Origin of the sequence: Planosporangium mesophilum (assembly GCF_016863255.1) — a bacterium.
GTDB lineage: Bacteria > Actinomycetota > Actinomycetes > Mycobacteriales > Micromonosporaceae > Planosporangium > Planosporangium mesophilum.
In genome coordinates this window covers 36,928-59,395 of the sequence record NZ_BOON01000059.1, presented here as the reverse complement: position 1 = coordinate 59,395, position 22,468 = coordinate 36,928, and the positions used below count along the sequence as shown (strand labels likewise).

Annotated in this window: 21 protein-coding genes; 14 read left to right on the top strand and 7 right to left on the bottom strand. The window is 71.2% G+C overall.

Features of this window, described 5'->3' with window-relative positions; all coding sequences use genetic code 11:
* Window positions 1-18: 18 nt before the first annotated feature.
* Window positions 19-252 (bottom strand): DUF397 domain-containing protein, encoded by a 234-nt coding sequence (locus tag Pme01_RS27010; protein WP_373315532.1) that lies wholly within the window; start codon window positions 250-252, stop codon window positions 19-21.
* Between the two features lie 293 nt (window positions 253-545).
* On the opposite strand from Pme01_RS27010, the gene Pme01_RS27005 reads away from it, so the two are divergent.
* Entirely contained in the window at window positions 546-1,187 is a 642-nt protein-coding gene (locus tag Pme01_RS27005) for a GGDEF domain-containing protein (protein WP_168118249.1), read from the top strand.
* A 133-nt stretch (window positions 1,188-1,320) separates the two neighbouring features.
* Window positions 1,321-2,118, top strand: a complete 798-nt coding sequence (locus Pme01_RS27000) for an SAM-dependent methyltransferase (protein ID WP_239088495.1) — start codon at window positions 1,321-1,323, stop codon at window positions 2,116-2,118.
* A 45-nt stretch (window positions 2,119-2,163) separates the two neighbouring features.
* Here the strand turns inward: Pme01_RS27000 and Pme01_RS26995 are convergent, their stop codons facing one another.
* Window positions 2,164-3,879 (bottom strand): NAD-dependent malic enzyme, encoded by a 1,716-nt coding sequence (locus Pme01_RS26995; protein WP_168118248.1) that lies wholly within the window; start codon window positions 3,877-3,879, stop codon window positions 2,164-2,166.
* 399 nt (window positions 3,880-4,278) lie between these two features.
* Between Pme01_RS26995 and Pme01_RS26990 the strand changes: the two genes are divergently transcribed.
* The 3 genes from Pme01_RS26990 (at window position 4,279) to Pme01_RS26980 (ending at window position 7,790) form a co-directional block, all read left to right on the top strand.
* Window positions 4,279-5,016, top strand: a complete 738-nt coding sequence (locus Pme01_RS26990) for a YcnI family copper-binding membrane protein (RefSeq protein ID WP_168118247.1) — start codon at window positions 4,279-4,281, stop codon at window positions 5,014-5,016.
* A gap of 84 nt (window positions 5,017-5,100) precedes the next feature.
* Complete coding sequence (locus Pme01_RS26985; protein ID WP_168118246.1) at window positions 5,101-5,757, top strand: copper resistance CopC family protein; 657 nt, start codon at window positions 5,101-5,103, stop codon at window positions 5,755-5,757.
* Entirely contained in the window at window positions 5,754-7,790 is a 2,037-nt protein-coding gene (locus Pme01_RS26980) for a bifunctional copper resistance protein CopD/cytochrome c oxidase assembly protein (protein ID WP_168118245.1), read from the top strand. Before Pme01_RS26985 ends, Pme01_RS26980 begins: the two co-directional genes overlap by 4 nt.
* A 9-nt stretch (window positions 7,791-7,799) precedes the next feature.
* Here the strand turns inward: Pme01_RS26980 and Pme01_RS26975 are convergent, their stop codons facing one another.
* Window positions 7,800-8,021 (bottom strand): hypothetical protein, encoded by a 222-nt coding sequence (locus Pme01_RS26975; protein WP_168118244.1) that lies wholly within the window; start codon window positions 8,019-8,021, stop codon window positions 7,800-7,802.
* A 190-nt stretch (window positions 8,022-8,211) separates the two neighbouring features.
* Here Pme01_RS26975 and Pme01_RS26970 point away from each other — a divergent pair, with 190 nt between their 5' ends.
* The 6 genes from Pme01_RS26970 to Pme01_RS26950 all read left to right on the top strand — a co-directional run bounded on the left by Pme01_RS26970 (window position 8,212) and on the right by Pme01_RS26950 (window position 13,921).
* The gene (locus tag Pme01_RS26970) at window positions 8,212-8,673 is read left to right on the top strand and encodes a MarR family winged helix-turn-helix transcriptional regulator (RefSeq protein WP_168118243.1); all 462 of its coding nucleotides are present in this window, start codon (window positions 8,212-8,214) and stop codon (window positions 8,671-8,673) included.
* A 55-nt stretch (window positions 8,674-8,728) separates the two neighbouring features.
* Window positions 8,729-9,973: an MFS transporter gene (locus Pme01_RS26965; protein WP_168118242.1), complete on the top strand. Its 1,245-nt coding sequence runs from the start codon at window positions 8,729-8,731 to the stop codon at window positions 9,971-9,973.
* Window positions 9,974-10,041: 68 nt separating this feature from the next.
* Window positions 10,042-10,899, top strand: a complete 858-nt coding sequence (locus tag Pme01_RS26960; protein ID WP_168118241.1) for an ACT domain-containing protein — start codon at window positions 10,042-10,044, stop codon at window positions 10,897-10,899.
* 108 nt (window positions 10,900-11,007) lie between these two features.
* On the top strand, window positions 11,008-11,133 hold the full coding sequence (locus Pme01_RS31595; RefSeq protein WP_275408572.1) for a hypothetical protein: 126 nt from the start codon (window positions 11,008-11,010) through the stop codon (window positions 11,131-11,133).
* Window positions 11,134-11,592: 459 nt separating this feature from the next.
* Window positions 11,593-12,399, top strand: coding sequence for an SGNH/GDSL hydrolase family protein (locus Pme01_RS26955; RefSeq protein ID WP_168118240.1), 807 nt, complete (start codon window positions 11,593-11,595; stop codon window positions 12,397-12,399).
* A 316-nt stretch (window positions 12,400-12,715) separates the two neighbouring features.
* Window positions 12,716-13,921: a cytochrome P450 gene (locus Pme01_RS26950; protein ID WP_168118239.1), complete on the top strand. Its 1,206-nt coding sequence runs from the start codon at window positions 12,716-12,718 to the stop codon at window positions 13,919-13,921.
* A 4-nt stretch (window positions 13,922-13,925) separates the two neighbouring features.
* Here Pme01_RS26950 and Pme01_RS26945 read toward each other — a convergent pair whose 3' ends face one another.
* Together Pme01_RS26945 and Pme01_RS26940 are read right to left on the bottom strand one after the other, a co-directional pair.
* The gene (locus tag Pme01_RS26945; RefSeq protein ID WP_168118238.1) at window positions 13,926-15,563 is read right to left on the bottom strand and encodes an ABC-F family ATP-binding cassette domain-containing protein; all 1,638 of its coding nucleotides are present in this window, start codon (window positions 15,561-15,563) and stop codon (window positions 13,926-13,928) included.
* A gap of 12 nt (window positions 15,564-15,575) precedes the next feature.
* Entirely contained in the window at window positions 15,576-16,100 is a 525-nt protein-coding gene (locus tag Pme01_RS26940) for a helix-turn-helix domain-containing protein (RefSeq protein WP_168118237.1), read from the bottom strand.
* Window positions 16,101-16,154: 54 nt separating this feature from the next.
* Between Pme01_RS26940 and Pme01_RS26935 the strand changes: the two genes are divergently transcribed.
* Window positions 16,155-16,502 carry a hypothetical protein gene (locus Pme01_RS26935; RefSeq protein ID WP_168118236.1) on the top strand — a complete coding sequence of 116 codons (348 nt, stop codon included), beginning with the start codon at window positions 16,155-16,157 and terminating at the stop codon, window positions 16,500-16,502.
* Between the two features lies 1 nt (window position 16,503).
* A complete protein-coding gene (locus Pme01_RS26930) occupies window positions 16,504-17,517 on the top strand; it encodes an alpha/beta hydrolase family protein (RefSeq protein WP_239088494.1) in 1,014 nt (337 codons plus the stop codon).
* A gap of 21 nt (window positions 17,518-17,538) precedes the next feature.
* On the opposite strand, the gene Pme01_RS26925 is transcribed toward Pme01_RS26930, so the two are convergent.
* Complete coding sequence (locus Pme01_RS26925; RefSeq protein WP_168118235.1) at window positions 17,539-19,026, bottom strand: APC family permease; 1,488 nt, start codon at window positions 19,024-19,026, stop codon at window positions 17,539-17,541.
* 40 nt (window positions 19,027-19,066) lie between these two features.
* A complete protein-coding gene (locus Pme01_RS26920; protein ID WP_239088493.1) occupies window positions 19,067-19,564 on the bottom strand; it encodes a universal stress protein in 498 nt (165 codons plus the stop codon).
* A 198-nt stretch (window positions 19,565-19,762) separates the two neighbouring features.
* Between Pme01_RS26920 and Pme01_RS26915 the strand changes: the two genes are divergently transcribed.
* On the top strand, window positions 19,763-22,465 hold the full coding sequence (locus Pme01_RS26915; RefSeq protein WP_168118234.1) for an MFS transporter: 2,703 nt from the start codon (window positions 19,763-19,765) through the stop codon (window positions 22,463-22,465).
* Window positions 22,466-22,468 lie beyond the last annotated feature (3 nt).

Sequence of the window (22,468 nt, the reverse complement as noted above, 5' to 3'; positions counted from 1 at the left end):
AGAACGTCAAAAGTGGAGTCAGCTGGCCACCACCAGATTGTCGAAGTCGCCGTCGCGGGCACCCGCGACGAAGGCCGCGATCTCCTCGAAGGTGTAGATGAGCACCGGACCCTCGGGGTCCCTGGAGTTCCGCACGGCGATCCCGCCGTCCGGCAGCCGGGCCAGCTCGACGCAGTTGCCGCTCGGGTTGCTACGGCGGCTCTTCTGCCACGCCAGCGGAGGGAGCTGGCCACACCTGATGCCGTTGTGCATCTGCTGTACCACGTCCTTCTCGGGGTTCCCCGTCATCGGCGTCCGTGCACGTCAGGCACGCCCCCGGTGGCGTCGACGGTTGCCGCTAGTCGAACCCGCGAACACGCCGGCACTCCACCGGCAAGCCGGCTGTGATTGCACGTGCATCCGTCCTTGCGTCTGCAATGGACAGCAGGGATGATAGCGCACATGCATCCATGTCCGACTATTTCTCGTCCATGGTTGGTACGTGTTCGTTCGGGCGAGTCCCCGTTGAACCCCCGTCCGCCTGTCGGCTGAGGAAGGGACCCCGGATGGATCCCCTCGCCATCGCGGCCGGATTAGCCACCGTCGCGGCAGCCGGTGCGGGGTGGCACTGGCGCTGTCGTGCCCGAAGGGCCGAGGTGGAGGTCGCAAAGCTGCGCCGGGAGTTGCTCACCGAGCGCCACGCGGCGTGTCACGACCCGCTGACCGGGCTGCCGAACCGGCGGGCGTTCTACGAACTGGGTGCCGCACTCGTCGCCGACCCGCGCCGACCCGCGCTCGCCGCGGCCGTGCTGGACCTGGACGACTTCAAGCAGATCAACGACGCGTACGGTCACGCCGCCGGCGACGAGGTGTTGGTCAACGTCGCCCGTCGCTTCGCCGGGTACGCCGGCGACGGACTGGTGGCCCGGCTCGGTGGTGACGAGTTCGCCGGCCTCCTCGTCGGCGCCACCGACGAGTCCTGGCTGCGCCGGGCCGGCGACGAGCTGGTCGACACGGTGGCCGAGCCGATGCGGGTGGCGCAGAGCACGGTGGTGGTCACCGCCTCGGTCGGGCTGGTCGCGGTGGAGGGGGCCGCGGACCTGGCCGAGGTTCTGCGCGACGCGGACGCGGCCATGTACCGGGCCAAGGCCTGCCGGACCCGTACGTTCGCGCTCGGCGCCGGCGTCGGTTGGCGCGACGCGCGTTGACGGCCGTACTCCACTGAGGAATGAAATCGGTGCACATAGTCACCGATATCGATAGTATTTCCGGCAGCGGCGCGTCGTATCGTCGCCCTTGCCCTTTCCCTTGCGGTAACGCGATATCGACAGGAGTGCGGTCGTGACCGAGGAGCGGGCGCCGTCCGGCATCGACACCAGTAGGCCGAGCGTGGCGCGCATGTACGACTACTATCTCGACGGCAAGGACAACTTCGCGATCGACCGGGACGCGGTCGGGCGGGTCGAGAAGGCCATGCCGGACGTCCGGCAGGTCGCTCTGGAGAACCGGGCGTTCCTGCGCCGCGCCGTCCGCTTCATGGCAGAGGCCGGGATCCGGCAGTACGTCGACATCGGTGCCGGGTTGCCGACCGCGGGCAACACCCACGAGGTCGCGCAGCGGGCCGCGCCCGGGTCGAGGGTGGTCTATGTCGACAACGACCCCATGGTGCTCGCACACGGAAGGGCCCTGTTGGCGACCGACCGGAGTACCACGGTGATCGGCGCGGACATGCGTCACCCCGGCGACGTACTGGAACACCCGGAGGCCCGCCGGCTCATCGATTTCGAGCAGCCGGTCGGAATTCTCCTGATCGCGATGACGCACTTTCTGCTCGAGTCCGAGCGCGACCAGGTGATGGGCGCGCTACGGGACGCGATCGCGTCCGGTAGCCAGCTGGCGATCACCCATGTCACCGGGGACGTGCATCCGCGCGCGGCGGTCGACGGCGTGGAGCGGGTCTACAGCACCACTCCGACCCCGATCTACTTCCGCCCGCACGCCGAGGTCGAGCGGTTCTTCGACGGATTCGAGCTGGTCGAGCCGGGGCTGGTGATGCTCGACAAGTGGCGGCCCGAGCCGGACGAGGTCACCGTGGCGCCGACCGGCTGGCTGTACGGCGGCGTCGGGCGCAAGCCCTGACCTGGCCTTCGGGGGCGGCGTCCACCGCCCCCGACGACAGTTGTGTCACTCCACCCGGACCGGCCGGTACTCCGGTTGCCACATGGCGCTCTCGACGCGACGCGCCGGGTCGTCCAGGCTGTTGCGGGCGATGCCCTCCTCGACCGCCCGCTCGGCCACGGCGGTCGCGACCGCGGCCGACACCGTGCGCAGGTTCTCCACCTGTGGCAGGAGGGAGGCGCCCGGCGGCCCGAGGTCCACCAGACCGGCGACGGCCTCGGCGGCGGCTTCCAGCATCCCGTCGCTGATCCGGGCCGCCCCCGCGACGACGGCACCGAGCCCGAGCCCCGGATACAGCAGCGCGTTGTTGGCCTGGCCGATGGTGTGGGTGACCCCCTTGTAGGTGACCGGTTGCACGGGGATGCCGGTCGCGATCAGGCCGCGGCCGTCGGTCCAGGCGATCAGCTGGTCGGGCATCGCCTCGATGCGCTCGGTCGGGTTGGACAGCGGGAAGATGATCGGCCGCTCGACGTGCCGGGCGATGTCGCTGATGATCTCCTCGGTGAACGCCTGGCGCACAGTTGAGGTCCCCACCAGGATGGTGGGCTGCACGTGGGCGACGGCGTCACGCAGCCCGATACCGCGATTGCGGCTCCAGGCGGTGATCTCGCCGGCCGCCCGGGCGTACGGGACCTGGAAGTCCCGCAGGCCCTTCATGTCGTGGATGAGCAGGCCCTGCTTGTCGACGCACCAGATCCGACGGGTGGCCGCGACGCGGTCGAGGCCGTCGCGCACCATCGCGTCCCGCAGTTGGTCGGCGATGCCCACACCCGCCGTACCCGCACCGAAGATGAGGATCCGCTGGTCGCGCATGCGGGTACCGGCGACCCGCGTCGCGTTCAGCGCCGCCGCGACCACGATCGCGCCGGTACCCTGCATGTCGTCGTTGAACGTGCAGACCCGGTCGCGGTACCGCTCCAGGATCCGACGGCCGTTGCTGGGCCCGAAGTCCTCCCAGTGCAGCAGCGCCTTTCCGAACAGCTTCGACGCGGCGGTGACGTACGCCTCGATGAAGTCGTCGTAGCGCTTCCCGCGTACCCGCGGATGCTGGTTTCCGACGTAGTCGGGGTCGCGCAGGAGCTCCTCGTTGTCGGTGCCCACGTCGAGCGCGACCGGGATCGTCCGCGCCGGGTCGATCCCGGCGGCGGCGGTGTAGACGGCGAGCTTGCCGACGGCGATCTCCATGCCACCGACCCCCCAGTCGCCGATGCCCAGGATCTGCTCGGCGTCGGTGGCGACGAGGAGATCCACGTCGTCGGCGTCGAGGCCCAGCTCGGCCAGCGCCGTCTCGACCCGGTCGGGCTCGTCGACAGACAGGAAGACGCCGCGGGGACGGCGGTACTCGTGGCTGTACCGCCTGATCGCCTCGCCCACCGTCGGGTCGTAGATGATCGGCAGCATCTCCCGCAGGTGCTCGGCCAGCAGCCGGTAGAACAGCACCTCGTCGTTGTCCTGCAGCGCGGTCAGGAAGACGTTCTTGAGCAGGTTGCTCGGCTGCTCGTGGTACTGCTCGTAGGCCCGCCGGACCCGGTCGGACAGGCTCTGGACGGCCGGTGGCAGCAGCCCGGCCAGCCCCAGGGACTCCCGCTCCTCGCGGGTGAACGCCGTCCCCTTGTTCAGCAACGGGCTCCCGAGCACCTCGAGCCCGCGCGCCGTGGTGATGTACGCATCGCCATCGAAACGGAAATTTCGCTTCTCCAACACCTTCGTCATCGCGGTCATGGGACCATCTCCCCTTGCGGGTGAGTGACGGATTGCCGGCTCGCGAACGGCTCGCGAGTGGCTCACAAATGAGGTGAAGCGTTGCGATCTCGGGCGGAGGCCACCCTGATCTCGCGGAAGGCCGCCGTGATCGTCGAAAGGCCTTGATCGTCGAAAGGTCTGGTCGTCAAAAGGCCGTCGAGACCGCACGTTGAAGCCGCACAGAACTACCCCGGCGCGCGTCGCACAATCGCGGGAACTTTCCGGTGGCCGGCAACGACCATCACCATGTGCCCGACCGGGAGCGCCTCGTCGCCGGCAGGCTGGCCGGCTGGTGATCGCCGGTGGTCGCCAGCAGGTCAGAGCGTGCGCGTTCCTGTCCGAGATGTATCACGTACGACGACTGCGAGGAGACGATTGATGCGCAGAGCTGTGGTCCGCGGCGGCGCCGGGATGGCGGGCGCGCTCGCCGCGCTCGTACTGATGACGGCGCCGGCGGCGGCGCACGTCACGGTCAATCCGAAGGACGCCACCCAGGGTGGCTACGCCAAGCTGACCTTCCGGGTGCCGAACGAGCGGGACAACGCCGCCACCACCCAGGTCGAGGTCAACCTTCCGCAGAACACACCGATCGCGTCGGTGTCGGTCAAGCCGACGACCGGCTGGACCGTCACCGCGACGAAGTCCACCCTGGACAAGCCGATCAAGAACGACGACGGCGAGATCACCCAGGCAGTGACGAAGATCGTCTGGAAGGCCGACAGCCCGGCGACCGCGATCCAGCCGGGCCAGTTCCAGGAGTTCGACGTCTCGGCCGGCCCGCTCCCGACCACCGACAAGATCGTGTTCAAGGCGCTCCAGACGTACTCCGACGGCGACGTGGTGCGCTGGATCGAGGAGCCGGCCGCCGACGGCAAGGAGCCTGCGCATCCGGCCCCGACGCTGAAGCTGGCGGCCAAGGCGACCACCGGCACCGCCCCGGCCGGTACGGGCGCCACCGGTGACACCGGTACCAGTCGTGCCTCGGTGACCGCGACCGCCGACGAGCAGGCCCGCTCGCGCGCCAACCTCGGCCTCGGCATGGGCACGGCGGGGCTCGTCCTCGCCCTGGTCGGTGTGGTGCTGGCCGGTCTGGCCTGGCGCCGCCGGCCCGCCTGATTTTCGGCTAGCCGGGCGGGCGGCCGGCACACCGGCGTGCCGGCCGCCCGCCTCCGGCGCACCACCCGCGTGCGGGAGGTACGGGTGGGACGACTGATCAGAGCGGCGGTGCTCGTCGCCGCGGAGTTGACCGTGGCGATGTTGACCGTGTCGTTCTTGACCGTGGCGGTGCTCGCCGCGGTACCGGCGCCGGCGTGGGCGCACAGCCAACTGCTGGCCACCACGCCGCCGGACCGGGCGACCGTGACGGCGCCGATCAGCGAGGTCACCCTGACCTTCAACGAGCCGGTTCAGCAGCGCTTCAGCGTGGTCGTGGTCAACGGGCCCGGCGGGGTCTTGTACAGCCACGGCCCGGTACGGGTGGTCGACACGACCGTCCACCAGCCGGTGAGTCCGCTCCGGTCGGGCTCCTACACTGTGCGGTGGCGGGTGGTGTCCGCCGACAGCCACCCGGTGGAGGGCACATTCGGGTTCACCGTCGCGCTACCTGCGCAGGGGGAGTCCTCGGCCGGTTCATCGGCGCCCGGCCCGGGTCCGTCCCGGCCAGCCGCCGCAGGTGCGGGCCAGCGGCCGCCCGGACAACAGCCGTCCGGACAGCCGCCGTCAGGACAGCCGCCGTCGCGGCTCGGTCTCGCAGCGCTGACGGTCGGCTCGGTGATCGCGGTCGGCTCGGTGGTGGCGATTGGCATGCTGACGGTTCGCAGGGTGACGTTTCGACGTCAACGGCGTGAACGATCATGAGCCGTACCTCCGCGCCCGTCCCGACCCCCGCCGTACCGAAAACGCGCCGGTGGCGCGTGCTGCCGGTGCTCGCCGCGATCATTAGCACGATCGCCGTACTCGTACTCGTCGTCGCCCTGCGTACCGGTGGTGGGGCCGGCGCGGGAGAGCTGCCGGGGCTGCCCGACCCCGGATCGGGTACCCGCTGGGGGCTGCCGGTCGTCCGCCTGCTCACCGACGCCCTGGGTACCCTCACCGTCGGCCTGGCGGTGACCGCCGCGTTCCTCCTGCCCGGCGACGCCAAGCTGATCTCGGCGCCCGCCTACCGGCTGCTTCGCCGGGGGGCGTGGGCCGCCCTGGGCTGGGCGGCGGCGTCGATGGCACTGCTCGCGCTGACCCTGTCGGACCTGCTCGGCGTACCGCTACCGGCGGCCGTCTCGGCCTCCGGGCTGGTCAGCTTCGTCACCTCGGTCTCCACCGGCCGGGCATACGCCATCCAGGCGGGGCTCGCGGTGGCGGTCGCGGTCGGCTGCGCGCGGGTACTGCGCCGCAACGCCGCCGCCTGGACCGCGCTGCTGGCACTGGTGGCGGTACTGGTACCGGCGTTCACCGGGCACGCGGCCGGGGCCGGCAACCATCAGGTGGCCGTCACCAGCCTCGCGATGCACGTGGTCGCGGCGGCGCTGTGGGCCGGCGGCCTGGCGGCACTGCTGGCACTGCGGAACGCGGACGTCCTCGCCGGCGTGGCCGCCCGGTACAGCCGGCTGGCGCTCGGCTGCTTCGCCGTGGTCGCGTTCAGCGGCGCTGCCAACGCCTGGGTACGCCTGGGCTCGCTCGACCAGCTGTGGCGCTCCGGGTACGGGGCCCTCGTGCTCGGCAAGATGGTCGCGCTGCTGGTACTCGGGGTGTTCGGCGCGCTGCACCGCCGGCGCGCCCTGCCCGCGCTGCGGGCCGGGCACCCGGCCGCGTTCCGCCGGTTCGCCGGGGCCGAGGTGGTCGTCTTCGCCGCCACGTACGGGCTGGCGGTGGCGTTGTCGCGCAGCCCGACGCCGGTACCCTCCAACCCCCTGAGCCCGGACCCGACCACCGACCTGCTCGGCTTCGCGATGCCCCCGGCCCCCACGATGGCTCGGATGATCACCGAGGTCGTACCCGACCTGTTCTTCATCACCGTGGCGACGGTCGCCGCCGGCGCGTACCTGGCCGGGGTCTGGCGACTGCACCGGCGTGGCGTGGCGTGGCCGGCGGAGCGCACGGCCTGCTGGCTGGCCGGGGTGGTCGTGCTGGCCGCGGCGACCCTGCTGGGCGTCGGCAAGTACGCGTACATCCTGTTCAGCGCGCACATGGCCCAGCACATGGTGCTGTCCATGGTGGTACCCGTGCTGCTGGTTCTCGGCGCCCCGGCCACCCTCGCGCTGCGGGCGCTGCGCCCCTCACCGGACCCGGCCGTACGCGGGCCACGCGAGTGGCTGCTGCTGGCCCTCAACAGCCGCCTCACCCGGGTGCTCACCCACCCCGTGGTCGCCCTCGCGCTGGTGGTCGGGAGCCTCTACGCGCTGTACTTCAGCCGGCTGTTCGAGTTCCTGATGCGTACGCACCTGGGCCACCTGGCGATGCTGACCCACTTCGTGGTGACCGGCTACCTGTTCTTCTGGGTCGTGGTCGGCGTCGACCCGGGGCGCCGACCGCTGCCGCATCCGGTACTGGTGATCGTGCACTTCGCCTCGATGAGCTTCCACGCGTTCTTCGGCGTCACGCTGATGCTGACCAGCGGCCTGCTGGCCGCCTCCTGGTTCGGCGCGCTGCACCCGGCCTGGCGGGGACCCCTGGCCGCCGACCAGAACCTGGCCGCCGGCATCGCGTGGGCCTTCGGGGAGATCCCGGCGGCCGCCGTGATGGTCATCCTGGTCCGCCAGTGGATCACCACAGACGAACGCGAACAGCGCCGCCTGGACCGCGCCGCCGACCGGGCCGATGCCGACGGTACCGAGGACGAGCTCGCCCGCTACAACGCCTTCCTGCGCGCGGCCAACGCCCGGCGCGAGCGCCGGTGAGGCTCCCGGCTAGCGGGAGCCGTCGCGCTTGCGCTGCTCTTCGCGGGCCCGTCGCTCCTCGCGTTCCCGCTCGCGGGCCGCGCGCTGGCGCTCCCGGTACGCCCGGGCCTGCGGGCCGTGCACGCTGATCGCGTCCTTGGCCGTCGGCGGGCCGAAGATCCAGAAGAGGAACCGGCCGAGGAGGTCACGATCCTTGGGCTGCTTCGGCGTTGCCTCGTCTGGTTGGCTCACTGGTCTGACATCCGTTCTCGTCGTGCCCGGTCCCTGCGCGGCGTACCTCCCGACCGGTACCCCGACAGCCGGCTCGTATTCGGTCCGGTACCCGTCGTGGCCTCGCCGGCAGCCGGCCGCCGTTCTATTATGTAGGCCAATAGTTTGTGTGCAAATCATACGGGAGCAGGGGAGAAGGGGGCCGGGAAACATGGGTGAGGTGCCCGACACGGCCGACCCGCTCGCGCTCGAGCGCCAGGTGTGCTTCGCGCTGTCGGTCGCCTCGCGCAGCGTCGTGGCGGTCTACCGGCCGCTGCTGGAACCGATGGGCCTGACCCATCCGCAGTACCTCGTGATGCTGGCGCTCTGGCAGCACGCGCCGCTGTCGGTCAAGGACCTCAGTGGGCTGCTCCAGCTCGATCCCGGCACGCTGTCGCCGCTGTTGAAGAGGTTGGAGACCACGGGGTACGTCCGTCGCCAACGCGACCCCGGCGACGAGCGCGCCCTCGCGGTGACGCTGACCGACGCCGGTGCCGGCCTGCGGGCCCGTGCGGAGAAGGTGCCGGCCGCGGTGGTCGAGCGCCTGGGCATGGACCTCGACGAACTTCAACGCCTGCACGAGTCGCTGACCCGCGTGATCGCGGCCGTCAGGAGCGCCCCGCCCGCAGGGTGATGAACGGGTCCCGGGTGCTTGCCGGTGATCGTGTTTCCGGTTAGCGTCTCCCGCCATGGCCGGCGGGGGGTTGTGGCGGGACCGGGACTTCGCACTGTTGTGGACCGGCCAGACGGTCAGCGAGTTCGGGTCGATGGTGACCCTGATCGCGCTGCCGCTCGTCGCCGTGGTCGGCCTGCGGGCGACACCGTTCGAGGTCGGGCTGGTCACCGCGGCGTCATCGGTCGCCTGGCTGGTGGTAGGGCTGCCGGCCGGGGTGTGGGTGGACCGGGTGCGCCGGCGACCCCTGATGATCTGGGCGGACCTGGGGCGGGCGGTCGCGCTGGCGACGGTACCCGCCGCCTGGGCGCTGGACGCGCTCACCGTCGGCCAGCTCATCGGCGTCGCCGCGATCACCGGGCTGCTGACCGTACTGTTCGACGTGGCGTACCCGGTGTACCTGCCGGCCGTGGTGGGTCGTGACAGGCTCATCGAGGCCAACGGCAAGCTGCAGGCCAGCGCATCGGTCGCCGGAATCGGCGGCCCCGGCCTCGGTGGCCTGCTCGTCCAACTCGCCGGCGCGCCGTTCGCACTGCTCGCCGACGCGGTCAGTTTCGTCTTCTCCGCGCTCACGGTCGTCGGTGTCCGCGCCGTCGAGGAGGTCGCCCACCGGTCCGACCGGACCAGCCTGCGCGCCGACCTCTCCGACGGGCTGCGCTACGTGCTGCGTCACCCCTTTCCGCGTACCCTCGCGCTGGCCGGCGCCACCGCCAACTTCGTGTTCGGTGGGTACGAGGCGGTGTCGTTCGTCTTCCTGGCCCGCGAGGTGGGGCTCGCCGGCGGTCTGATCGGCCTGCTGTTCGGTGTCGGTACGGCCGGTGGGCTGGTCGGCGCCCTGCTCGCGAACCGGTTGGCCGGCCGTTTCGGAGATGCCAGGGTCGTCACGCTCGCACCGGCCGTCAGCGTGGTCGGGGGTCTGCTGGTGCCGTTGACCGGGCGTGGCGCGGGGCTGGCCTGGTACCTCGCCGGGTCCCTGCTGGTGAACGCGAGCATCACCGTCTTCAACGTGTGCATGCGCAGCGCGGTGCAGATCAGCACGCCGCCCCGGTTGCTCGGGCGCACGGTCGCCTCGATCCGGCTGTTCAGTCGCGGCGCGCTGCCACTGGGCGCGGTCACCGCCGGCGTGCTCGCGTCCGTGCTGGCGGCTCGGACCACGGTCGCGGTCCTGATGGCACTGTTGGTGGTCACGCCGGTGCTGCTACGGCTGTCGCCGCTCGGGCGGGTACGCCGGACCGAGCAACTGGCGCCGTCCTCGTCCTGACCGGATCTTTAACGGACGCGACACACAAGGCCGGCACCCTCGCAACACCGACCCGACAGGCTGCGGCCATGAAGCCTTTTCGCCGCACCGTGCACAGCCACGTCAGCGCCTCCCGGGCCGGCTCCGCCCGTGGCCCCCAGCCCGTCTCCTGGGCGGCGGAGATCGTTGAGCTGGCCGCTCTCTTCATGGCCGTCGGCGTGGCCCACCTCTTCGTCAGTCTCGTGGGGCAGCACGCGGACGGCGGCACCATGCTGGTCATCAGTGGACTGGCGCTCATGGTGGGCGCTGTGGTCCATCGCTGGTGGGGTACGCGCCACCGGCGGGCGGTTGCTCCCCGCCAGGCGCCGGCGACGGTGCCGGGGCTGCGCGACCTGCTGGAGATGCCCGGCGAGGACAGGAGAATGTGGCAGGTGCGGGCGACCCTGCGCGACCGGCCGGGCAGCCTGGCCGCGCTGAGCGGGAAGCTGGCCGCTCTCAACGTGAACATCCTCGCGATCGGAGTCCACCCGACGAAGAACGGCGTCGCGGACGACCTGCTCGTGGCGGCCCCTCCGGGGGTCACGGTCAAGGAGCTTGTCGCCGCGGTCGACGCCGGCGGGGGCGTGGACATCGCGATCGCGGCTGCTGATACCCACGACCTCGTCGACCCGCCGACCCGCGCGTTCACCCTGGCCATCCGGGCGGCGGTGGACCCCCGCGCACTGCCGGAGGCGCTGGCCGAACTGTTGCGCGCCACCGTCGGGTCCGCGCCGTCGTCACGATCCCCGGCGGGTGACGGCGAGACGGTACGCATCAACGACGCCGCGGGGGTACCGATGACCCTGTCGCGGCCCGGCCTGCCGTTCACGGCCGTCGAGCTCTCCCGGGCGGAGGCGCTGGTCGAGCTGTGCGCACGGCTCGGTCCGCGCGACGCGGCGCAGGTGTAACCGGATGGCAACCGGTCTCGACTCCGGAAGGAACGTTCGGGGCGAATCATCGGTTGGATGTTCGCCGGTTGTCCGTGACGGTGAACGGCCGACCGGAGGGGGACCGGGATGCTTCCGCTGCCGTACGTGAACCCCGAGGAGACGCGTAACCTCTGGCGTGGCTTCTGGCGCTGGTTCGACGGGTGGACCACGATGAGCTTCAACCCGACGCTGTACCACCAGCGGAGGCGGTAGCCCTTCGGGGTGCGGCCGTCTTCTCCCGCGATGGGTTGGCCGGTCGCGCGTTCCATTCCGATGTGGACGTTCTGGCGGCCGGTTGCGGCCCGGTGGGCGGTGCCCTACGGCGCTGCTCGGGCTGTACGGCGTGTCCGTGGCGGTGGTCGACCCCGGTACGGCTCCCTGTCCGAAGCCTCGGGCGGCGGCCCCTCATCAGCCTGAGCTGGCCGTTCGTCGTCGGCCTGTGACGGCTGTCCGTCGCTGCCGGCCGCTTCGAATGGCGGTAACTACGACACTTCACTATTTGTGGATCAATAAGATCGATGTCAGCCCTGGTGTGACTGTCGCCGGTCACGCGTCTGGCCGCCGCCCCTAGCGGGGCGGAAACCCCTGCTGACCTGCCATTTTGGTGTCTTCCGGATCGATATATGTAATGGTACTGATGGGTAACGTTTTCGCTACCCTCCGGAGGGCAACGTGCACAGAGCGCGAATCGTGTCCATCATCGTGAGCCTCCCGGCCACCGTCGGGGTCGTGCTCGCCCTGGGCGCCACCCCCGTCCAGGCCGCCTCCAACGTCCGCTACGTCGCCCTCGGTGACTCCTACTCCTCCGGCGTGGGTGCCGGCTCGTACACCAGCGAGAGCGGGTCCTGCCAACGCAGCACCAACGCCTATCCGGCGTTGTGGGCCGCGGCCAAGGCGCCCGCGTCCTATGTGTCCGTTGCCTGCTCCGGCGCGAGGACGACCGACGTGACCAACAGCCAGCTGTCGGCGCTCAGCACCAGTACGACGCTGGTGAGCATCACCATCGGAGGCAACGACGCCGGGTTCGCCAACATCATGACGACCTGCGCGCTGTACGGCACCAGGGAGTGCGTGGCCGCGGTACAGGCCGCGGAGGACTGGGCCCGTGCCAACCTCGCGAACGTGCTGCGGACGGTGTACAACGGCATCACGTCGCGCGCGCCGAACGCCCGCGTGGTGGTGCTGGACTACCCGGTGTTCTACCAGCTCGGGGTGCCCTGTGTCGGGCTCAGCCCGGAGTCGCACGCGAAGATCGACGAGGGCATCAACCTGCTGGACGACATCACCCGCGCCGAGGCCCAGCGGCACTCCCGGTTCGTCTTCGGGGACGTGCGGAACGCGTTCGTCGGCCACCAGCTCTGCAGCGGCGACAAGTGGCTGCACGCGCTGAACTTCGCCGAGCTCAGTGTCTCCTACCACCCGTTCGCCTCCGGGCAGGCGGGCGGCTACTACCCGGTCTTCAGAACCGCCGCCGGCTGACGCGACCCTGCTCGACCCGATCCTGCTGATCCGAACCCCCTGATGGCGGACCGGTGTACCCGCCGCGGCGACCACGTGCCGGGACCGGTCCGCCATCCGCGTGACCGGCCCGTGCCGTGCCTGATCCGGGCGCCGCCCGGACCGGTCGCGAAGCCGACACACGTGCGCCGCGCCGGTTCGCTCCGCGGGTCTACCGTGGAAGGCGACCTGTCGAACTCGTCGCAACGCCGAGGCACCGGCCTCGGTTTCGGTGAACTCGGGCACCCGACGCACCCGGTACGCGCCGTCGGGCGACCGAAGGACGGGAGGTTTCTCGATGACCGGTCCCCACCCCGGGCAGCGCACGCTGCCGGAGTTCCTGGCCTGGTTGGAGCAGTCGCGCCAGCGTGGCCAGGTGCACTACGACGACAGACAACAGTGCTGGCAGATACTCGGCCATCCGGAGGCCGAGGCCGTGCTGGCCGACCCGGCGACCTTCTCCTCCGACCTGAGCGATCTGCTTCCGCAGCAGGAGGACTTCGAGCTGTTCGAGCGGGGCAACTTCGTACGGATGGATCCGCCCCGGCACCGGATGCTGCGCGGCCTGGTCAGTCAGGCGTTCACGCCGAGGATGGTGGCCGGACTGACACCGCGGATCGCCGAGGTGACCGAGGAAATCCTCGACGCCAGCGACGGTGGCGACCGGCTCGACCTGATCGAGGACCTGGCATACCCGCTGCCGGTGATCGTGATCGCCGAGCTGCTCGGCATTCCGACCTCCGACCGGCCGGTCTTCCGGCGCTGGGCCGACGCGCTGTTCGAGCGGGGCGACGTCGATCCGGACCAGTCGCTGACCAGTGTGAGCGAGGAGGCGGTGAAGGCCGTCGCGCCGACGATGCGCGAGATGAACGCGTACCTTCTCGAGCACATCCGCAACCGCCGGGTGAACCCGGGCGACGACCTGACCAGCAAGCTGCTGCAGGCGCAGGTCGACGGGCGGCGGTTGGACGACGGGGAGATCGTGGGCTTCGTCGGCCTGCTGCTGCTCGCCGGGCACATCACCACCACGGCGACCCTCGGCAACGCCGTCCTCGGCTTCGACGAGCACCCGGACGCGGTCGTGGAGGTACGAGTCGACCCGACGCTGCTACCCGCGGCGATCGAGGAGGTCCTGCGCCACCGGACCCCCTTCCCCCGGCTGGGGAGGCTGGCGACCACGGACGTCGCCGTGGGCGACGCGGTCATCCCGGCGCGGGGCGTCGTCGTCGTCTGGTTGGCGGCCGCCAACCGCGACGAGCGGGTGTTCGCTGAGCCGAACCGGTTCGACATCCACCGCGTGCCCAACCCGCACCTGACCTTCGGGCGCGGCATCCACTTCTGCCTCGGCGCGCCGCTCGCCAGGCTGGAGGCGAAGATCGCGCTCGGGATCCTGCTGGAGCGCTACCGCGAGATCCGGGTCGCCACCGACGCGCCCGTCGAGCACCGCAACCCGTGGGTGATGGTCAGCGTCAGCAAGCTACCGCTGGAGGTGCGCCGGGCCTGAGTCGTCAGCCGTCGGTGACACGGCCCCCATCGACCGTGAGCCGCCGGTTGGTGGATACCGCGTCGAGCATGCGGCGGTCGTGGGTGACCAGCAGCAGGGTGCCCGGGTACGACGCGAGGGCCGACTCGAGTTGCTCGATCGCGGGCAGGTCGAGGTGGTTGGTCGGCTCGTCGAGGACGAGCAGGTTCACCCCCCGCGCCTGCAGCAGGGCGAGCGCGGCCCTGGTGCGCTCGCCGGGGGACAGCGTCGCCGACGGCCGCAGTACGTGCGCCGCCCGCAGCCCGAACTTCGCCAGCAGGGTGCGCACGTCGGCCGGCGTCAGGTCGGGTACCGAGGCGGAGAAGGCGTCGAGCAGCACCCGGTCGCCGACGAACAGTCCGCGCGCCTGGTCGACCTCGCCGACGACCACTCCCGGCCCGAGCGACGCGTGCCCGGCGTCCAGCGGCAACCGGCCGAGCAGCGCCGCGAGCAGCGTCGACTTGCCGGAGCCGTTGGCGCCGGTGATGGCGACCCGGTCGGCCCAGTCGATCTGGAGGTCGACCGGGCCGAGGGTGAACGAGCCGCGGTGGACGACCGCGCCGCGCAGCGAGGCGACAACCGCGCCGGCGCGCGGCGCGGTCGCGATCTCCATCCGGAGCTCCCACTCCTTGCGCGGCTCCTCAACCACCTCCAGGCGCTCGATCAGCCGGTCGGTCTGGCGGGCCTTGGCGGCCTGCTTCTCGCTCGTCTCGCCCCGGAAGTGGCGGATGTTCTTGTCGTTGTCGGGCGCCTTGCGGCGGGCATTCCGGACACCCTTCTCCATCCACGCCCGCTGGGTACGCGCCCGCGTCTCCAGCGTCGCTCGGGTGTCGGCGTACTCCTCGTACTCCTGCCGGGCGTGCCGGCGCGCGACCTCGCGCTCCTCCAGGTAGGAGGCGTACCCGCCGCCGTAGTGGTGGACCTGCTGCTGGTGAAGGTCCAGTTCCAGGACGCGGGTGACGGTACGGGTCAAGAACTCCCGGTCGTGGCTGACCAGTACGGTGCCGGCCCGTAGGCCGGTCACGAACTCCTCCAGCCGGCGCAGGCCGTCGAGGTCGAGGTCGTTGGTCGGCTCGTCGAGCAGGAAGACGTCGTACCGGCTGAGCAGCAGGGAGGCCAGTCCTGCCCGGGCGGCCTGCCCGCCCGACAGGCCCGTCATCGGCTGCTCGAGGTCGATGGCGAGCCCGAGGTCCGCCGCGACCTGGTCGGAGCGCTCCTCCAGGTCCGCGCCGCCGAGGTTGAGCCACCGGTCCAGCGCGGTGGCGTACGCGTCGTCGGCGCCGGGTTCGCCGGCGGTCAACGCCTCGGTGGCGGCGTCGAGCGCCCGCTGTGCCTCGGCCACGCCCGTGCGCCGGGCCAGGAACGCCCGTACCGTCTCGCCGGGACGGCGCTCCGGTTCCTGGGGCAGGTGCCCGACGGTTGCCGACGGCGGGTTGAGCTGGACCGTGCCGTCTTCCACCGGTACCAGTCCGGCGAGGGTCCGCAGCAGGGTGGACTTACCGGCGCCGTTGGCCCCGACCAGGCCGACGACGTCGCCGGGGGCGACCACGAGGTCGAGCCCGGAGAAGAGGACCCGGTCGGCGTACGCGGCGGCCAGGCCCTTGGCGATCAACGTTGCGCTCACGAGATGGCGACCCTACCCGGCCGGCATGACGACGGTGGACCACAGCCGGCGTGTCCGATCCGGAGCGGAGGGCAGCGCGAGCCTTCTCCGGATCACCTCGCCCACCTCCGCGGCAAGCTCGTCGAACTCGGCGTCGGTGAGGTTCAGCGCCAACTGCTGGTACCCGACCCGGTCGCGGGCCAGGTCGACCTCCGCTCGCGCCAGGTACCGGTCGTAGTCGCCGAGGAGTGCGGCGACGAACGTCATGAAGGCCCGACGGTGGGACTCGGCGTTCATCGTGGCCGCCTCCTCGCCGCTGACCCGGGCGTTGACGGCGTTGAGCCGGTAGGTCCGCTCGAAGGTGCCCCGTACCTTGCGCTCGGTCACCACCTGCAGCACCTCGCCCTCGACCAGGGTGGCCACGTGGCGGTACAGGCTGGCGGTCGGTACCTCGGGCAGCTCGTCGCGCAGTTGGCCGGTGGTGAGTTCGCGGTCGCCCAGGAAGACCTGCACGATGCGCAGCCGGACCGGGTGCAGCAGGAGGTCGGCGGTTGACACGCCTCACATATTCTCACGATTGACATCGTTATCAAATTCGAGAATGATCGAGGCATGACAGAGATCGTCCTCACCCAGGACTCCGTGCGGGTGCAGCTCACCGCCGTCGAGAAGGTCGTCACCATCCACGGCGACGTCAGCGTCCCACGCAGCGCGATCCGTGGCGTGGAAATCGTGGAAGACGCCCTGGCCGCCACGCGCGGCCTGCGCGTCGGTCTCGGCCTGCCGGGCGTGCGCAAGCTGGGCACCTGGCACCGCCGCTCCGGCAAGGAGTTCGTCGACGTGCGCCAGGGGCAGCCCGCCGTCCGGGTCCTGCTGTCGGGTGACGACTTCAGCGCGCTGCTGCTGGGCACCGACGACCCGCAGAGCCTGGCCGCCGCCCTCGCCCCCGAGACGGCCTGAGGTGGGCACCGACGCTCAGTCGCTCGACGCCTCCGGGTCGCTCGGCGTGTCCGGGTCGCTCGACGTGTCCCAGCCCCGCGGTGTGGACGTCGGGTTCGACAGCGACGGGCAGACCCTGGCCGGCAGCCTGCTGCTGCCGCCGGGGCCGGGCCCGTTCCCCGCGGCCCTGCTCATCTCCGGCTCGGGACCGCTGGACCGCAACTCCGACCACAAGCGCGTACCGCTGGGCGTGACGCGGTACCTGGCCGAGGCGCTGGCCGCCCAGGGCATCGCCTCGCTGCGGTACGACAAGCGCGGCGTCGGTGCCAGTACCGGCAGCTTCCTGGCCGCCGGATTGGGCGACAACATCGCCGACGCGGACGCCGCGCTGCGTACGCTCGCCGGCCGCCCCGAGGTCGACGCCGACCGGCTCTTCGTCGTCGGCCACAGCGAGGGAGCGATCATCGCGACCGCGGTCGCCGCGCGGGCGGACTCCCGGCTCGCCGGCGTGGTGCTGCTCGCCGGCACCGCCCGTACCGGCGCGGATCTCCTGCTGTGGCAGGCGGCGAAGATCGCGCCGACCCTGCCGGCCCCGGTACGCGCGCTGCTGCGGCTGTTCCGCGTCGACCTGGCCGCGAAGGTCGCCCGTAACCATGAGCGGATCCGCCGCACCACCACCGACGTGGTCCGCATGGGCGGCGTCCGGGTCAACGCGAAGTGGACCCGCGAGTTCCTCGACCACGATCCGGCCGCCGACCTGGCCCGGCTGCGCGTACCGGTGTGCGCCCTGACCGGCGACAAGGACCTCCAGGTCGACCCCGACGACCTCGACCGCATCGCCGCGCTGGTGCCCGCCCCGGTCGAGGTGCACCGCCTGCCCGACGTCACGCACCTGCTGCGGCGGGAGGGCGGACCGGCCTCGCTCCGGACGTACAAGAAGCAGGCCCGCCGGCCGGTCGATGCCCAGGTGCTGGCAGCGGTGACCGACTGGCTGGCCCACCGGGCCGCCGACTTCGGCGGCCCGGCGGCAGCCTGACCGGGTTGGTGGCTGACCGCGCTAGCGGGCCGCCGGCTCGGTCGCAGAGGGTTCGCCGGTCGCCGGCTCCCAGACCCGGCCCATCGCATCCACCAACTGCGGGCGCCGCCGCGCCAGCACCCGGAAGTAGACGGCCCCGGCCACCACCCAGGCGAGGATGAGGTACGGCACGATCCGGTACGGCCAGTCCGGCAGCGGCCACAGCTGGCCGTAGATCGGCAGCAGCATCAGCAGGCTGCCCGCCACCGGCAGGACGCCGTGGCGGAGGACGGACCACTCGTCGCGGTGCCGCCGCCAGAAGTACGCCACCAGCCCCACGTTCATCGCGATGTAGAGCACGATGATGCCCAGGCCGAGGATGCTGCCGAGGAAGTTGTAGGCGCCGAGCGGCCCGAGCGTGACGCCGAGTCCGAACGTGACCACGGCCGTCAGGATCGCGTACGCGCCCCACGCGCCGACCGGGCTGTTCCGCTCGTCGGTGACCGCGAGCCGCCGTGGCAGGATGCCCTCCCGGCCGAGCGCGAAGACGATCCGGACCGCGCCGTTGGAGCCGGACAGGACGTTGGCGAACTGGCTGTTGAGTACGGTGAGCGCGAAGACCCAGCCGAGGTTCTTCCCCCAGTTGTTGTTCGACAGCGTGGTCCAGGGGCTGGAGTCCGCGGCGAGGTCTCCGACGTGACCGGCGCCGAAGCCGATCGCGGCGGCGTAGCCGGAGGCGACGTAGATGAGGCCGACCATGACGACCGCGGTGAACAGGGCGATCGGCACGCTGCGGCGGGGGTTGCGGGTCTCCTCGCCCAGCGTGCCGGCCGACTCGAACCCGACGAACATGAGGATGCCCCAGAGCATCCCGAAGCCGATGCCGGACACGCCGCCCAGCGAGTTGGCCGGGTTGAACGGCGCGAGCGTGTTGCCCTCGCTGCCGCCCGTGCCGACCACGGTGAACACCAGGGCGAGGATCACCACGAGCTCGAGGACGAGGAAGATCAGTGCTGCCTTCACCGAGTGGCTGATCCCGCGGGAGCCGATCCACCAGAGGACGACGAGGATGACGGCACTGATCACCCACCAGGGCACGTTCCAGTCGAAGGTGTCGGCGAGGAACTGATGGCCGAAACCGCCCATGGCAGACACGATCATCGGGCCGACCGCACCGTAGGCCAGTGCCAGCAGCCAGCCGGACACGAAGCCGGCACCCTTGCCGAAGGCGTGCGTGGTGAACGTGTACGCGAAGCCGGCGGACGGCAGCTTGCTGCTGAAGGCGCCGATCGTCGACGCCATGATCAAGCACGCCAGGAGCGCCAGCAGGATACCCAGCGGCAGGGCGTACCCGATCTTCGCGGCCGCGGCCGGGGTGTTGAACGCGATGCTGGTGGCCGGTCCCATGAAGGCCATGGAGATCACGGCGGCGCCGATCGCACCGATGGCGTTGCCGCGCAGCCGACCGGCGGGCTGCGAGCCGGCGTCGGAGGGGCCCGTACTGGTGGGGGTGGGGCTGGTGGTAGGCACGCGTCACTGTAACCAGGGCCGAGTTGATCAGGGAACTGGATCAGGGGACGACGACGACCGGCCACCGGGCGGCCCGGACGAGCCGGTTGACCATCGAGCCTGGCAGCCAACGGCGCCACCGCCCACCGTCGGCGCCGACCACGACCAGGTCGGCGCGTACCTTGTCGGCGACTCGTCCGAGCTGGGTACAGGGGTCACCACGACGGCACACGAAGGTGACCGACAGCCCCAGCTCGTCGGCGCCTCTGCGGACCTGCCGGCGCGCCTCGGCGGTCAGTTCGCGGAACGTCTCCTCCTGGGCCAGCACGAGAGCGGGGTTGGCCACAGCGATCCAGAGCGACGGTACGGCGACGAACACGACGACGAGGCGGGCGCCCTGACGTCGGGCCAGTCCGGAGGCGTACGCCGCGGCCCGCGCGCCGGCGTCGGAGCCGTCGATGCCGACCATCACCACGCGGGGTCCGTCGGTGCCGCACTCGAACGGGAGCCGGAACGGGGCCGGCCCGTACTCTTCGCGATCTGCTGGGACCAAGCTCATCGTGGCGGTCAGCCTCCATCGATTCGCCACCTCTGCCGGCACGGACATGCGTTCGCACGCATCCCCGACGTCCCTGGCCGGCGAGGAGGTCATATTAATTGACGACCGCTAAGCTCGGCAATGAATGTCGATGGGTACGGGGGGTGCTGTCGACCTTCCGTGTTCGTCTGCCTCTTACGTGACCGTCAGGGAGACCTCATGAGCGCGACGCCCACCGTCGCACCCGCCGCCTCCGGACCCGACCGGGGTCATGCGGACGGCGTGCAGCTCAGCCACCGCCAGATCCTCAGCGTGCTGTCCGGGCTCATGCTCGGTATGTTCCTGGCCGCGCTCGACCAGACCATCGTGGCCACCGCGATCCGTACGATCGGCGACGACCTGCAAGGCCTCAGCCTCCAGGCCTGGGTGACCACCGCCTACCTGATCACGGCCACCATCTCCACCCCGCTGTACGGCAAGCTGTCCGACATCTACGGCCGCAAGCCGTTCTTCCTGACGGCGATCTCGATCTTCGTCGTCGGCTCGGCGGCGTGCGCGTTCGCCACCTCCATGTACATGCTGGCCGTGTTCCGTGCGGTGCAGGGCCTCGGCGCCGGCGGTCTGTTCGCCCTGGCGCTCGCGATCATCGGTGACCTGGTACCGCCCCGCGAGCGTGCCCGCTACCAGGGCTACTTCCTCGCCGTCTGGGGTACGTCGAGCGTGCTGGGGCCCGTCATCGGCGGGTTCTTCGCCGACACCCCGAGCATCCTGAACGTGACCGGTTGGCGCTGGGTGTTCCTGGTCAACGTGCCGATCGGCATCGTGGCGCTCGCCGTGGTGGCGAGGGTCCTCAACATCCCGCACACCCGCCGCGACCACCGCATCGACTGGCTCGGCGCGCTGACCATCGGCATCGCCCTCGTACCGTTGCTGATCGTCGCCGAGCAGGGTCGGACCTGGGGCTGGGGCACGAACCGCGCGATCGCCTGCTACGCGATCGGCGGCGTCGGTCTGCTGCTGTTCCTCCTGGCCGAGGCCAGGATCGGCGAGGACGCGCTGATCCCGCTGCGGATGTTCCGCAACCGCACCTTCAGCCTCACCTCGGTAGCGGGCGTCGTCATGGGTATGAGCATGTTCGGCGGCATCGTCTGCCTACCGCTGTACCTGCAGATCGTGCGCGGCGCCAGCCCGACCGAGTCCGGACTGCTGCTCCTGCCGCTGACCGTCGGGATCATGATCGCCTCGATCATCTCCGGCCAGTTGATCAGCAGGACCGGACGGTACAAGATCTTCCCGATCCTCGGGTCGCTTCTCATGGTCGGCGGCATGGTGCTGCTCCACACCGTGGGCGTCGACACGCCGTTCTGGAAGACCAGCCTGTTCATGGCCGTCTTCGGCCTGGGGCTGGGCAACGTCATGCAGCCGGTCATGATCGCGGTGCAGAACGCCATGCCTCCGCGGGACATCGGCGTGGCGACGGCCTCGGCGACGTTCTTCCGCCAGATCGGCGGTACCGCCGGTACCGCGCTCTTCCTCTCGGTGCTGTTCTCCACCGTGCCCGACCGGATCCGGGGTGCCTTCCAGGACGCCGCCCAGACCGACGCGTTCCGGGCGGCGTTGAGTGACCCGGCCGTGGCGTCGAACCCGGCGAACGGCCCCGTGCTCGACGCCGTACGGGGTGGCGGCGCGGTGGGCGGCGCCACGCTCGACGACACATCGTTCCTGACGAACATGACCGCTGCCCTCGCGCGCCCGTTCAAGATCGGGTTCTCGGAGTCGATGGACCTCGTCTTCCTCATCGCCGCGGCGATCATGGTTCTCGCCTTCCTCATCCTGCTGTTCCTGCCGCACGTACCGCTGCGGACCCAGTCCGCCCTGGCGGCGCGGGAGCCGGCCTCGCCGCTGGGCGAGCGGCCCCCCATCGACCCCGCCGGCTCCACCGGCCTGGCCGGCGCCGCCGGCTTGGCCGGCGTCGGCGCCGCGGCAGGCGTCGGGCCGGGTGATTCGGCGGCGGCCTCGTGGAACGGCCGGGCGGACGGTCCGCGCCACGCCGCCGACGACCGGGAATCCCGAGACCGTGAAGAAACCACGGTCGGGCTCGCCCCGCTGTTCGACGGGCCGGTCCTCACCGGCCGCGTGGTGGGCCCGGACGGGCACGCGCTGGCGGGGGCGGTTCTGACGGTGACCGACTTCCCCGGCCACCAGGTGGCGCGCGGGATCAGCGACGCGGACGGCGGTTTCCGGCTCGGGCTGCCCACCGGCGGCACGTACCTGCTGATCTGCGCGGCGGAGAACCACCAGCCGGTGGCGTCGATGGTCGCGATGGGGATGGGTGAGGTCCGTCGGGACATCACGCTGGCCGGCGCGAGCGTCGTCGAGGGGCGGGTGCTCCGCCACGGTGGCGAGCCGATCCCCGGTGCGACGGTGACGCTCACCGACGCCCGCGGCGAGGTCGTGGGCGCGGCCGTGACCGGCCCGGACGGGGAGTACGTGCTGGCCGAGCTGTACCCGGGGGAGTACACCCTGACCGCGACCGCGGAGGGCGCCCGTCCGGTCGCCCGTACCGTCGCGGTCGACAGCGTCGGGTCGCACCGTTTCGACGTGGTGCTGCGCTCGAACGCGACCATCCTGGGTACGGTCCGCGCGGCGCGGACCGGGCAGCCGGTGGCCGACGCGTCGGTGATGCTGGTCGACGGGTACGGCAACGTGGCCGGTACGGCGGTGACCGGTGAGGACGGCCGGTACGAGTTCCGGGATCTGCTGCCCGGCGGGTACACCCTGACCGCGAGCGGCTACGCGCCGGTGGCGGCCCGGATCGACCTGGTGGGTGACCGTATCGACCGGGACCTCACCCTGGGAGGGTCGGGACCGGGCGCCGTGCCGACCGTTACGGACCCCACCCGCACCGAGGGCCGCGCCTGATGT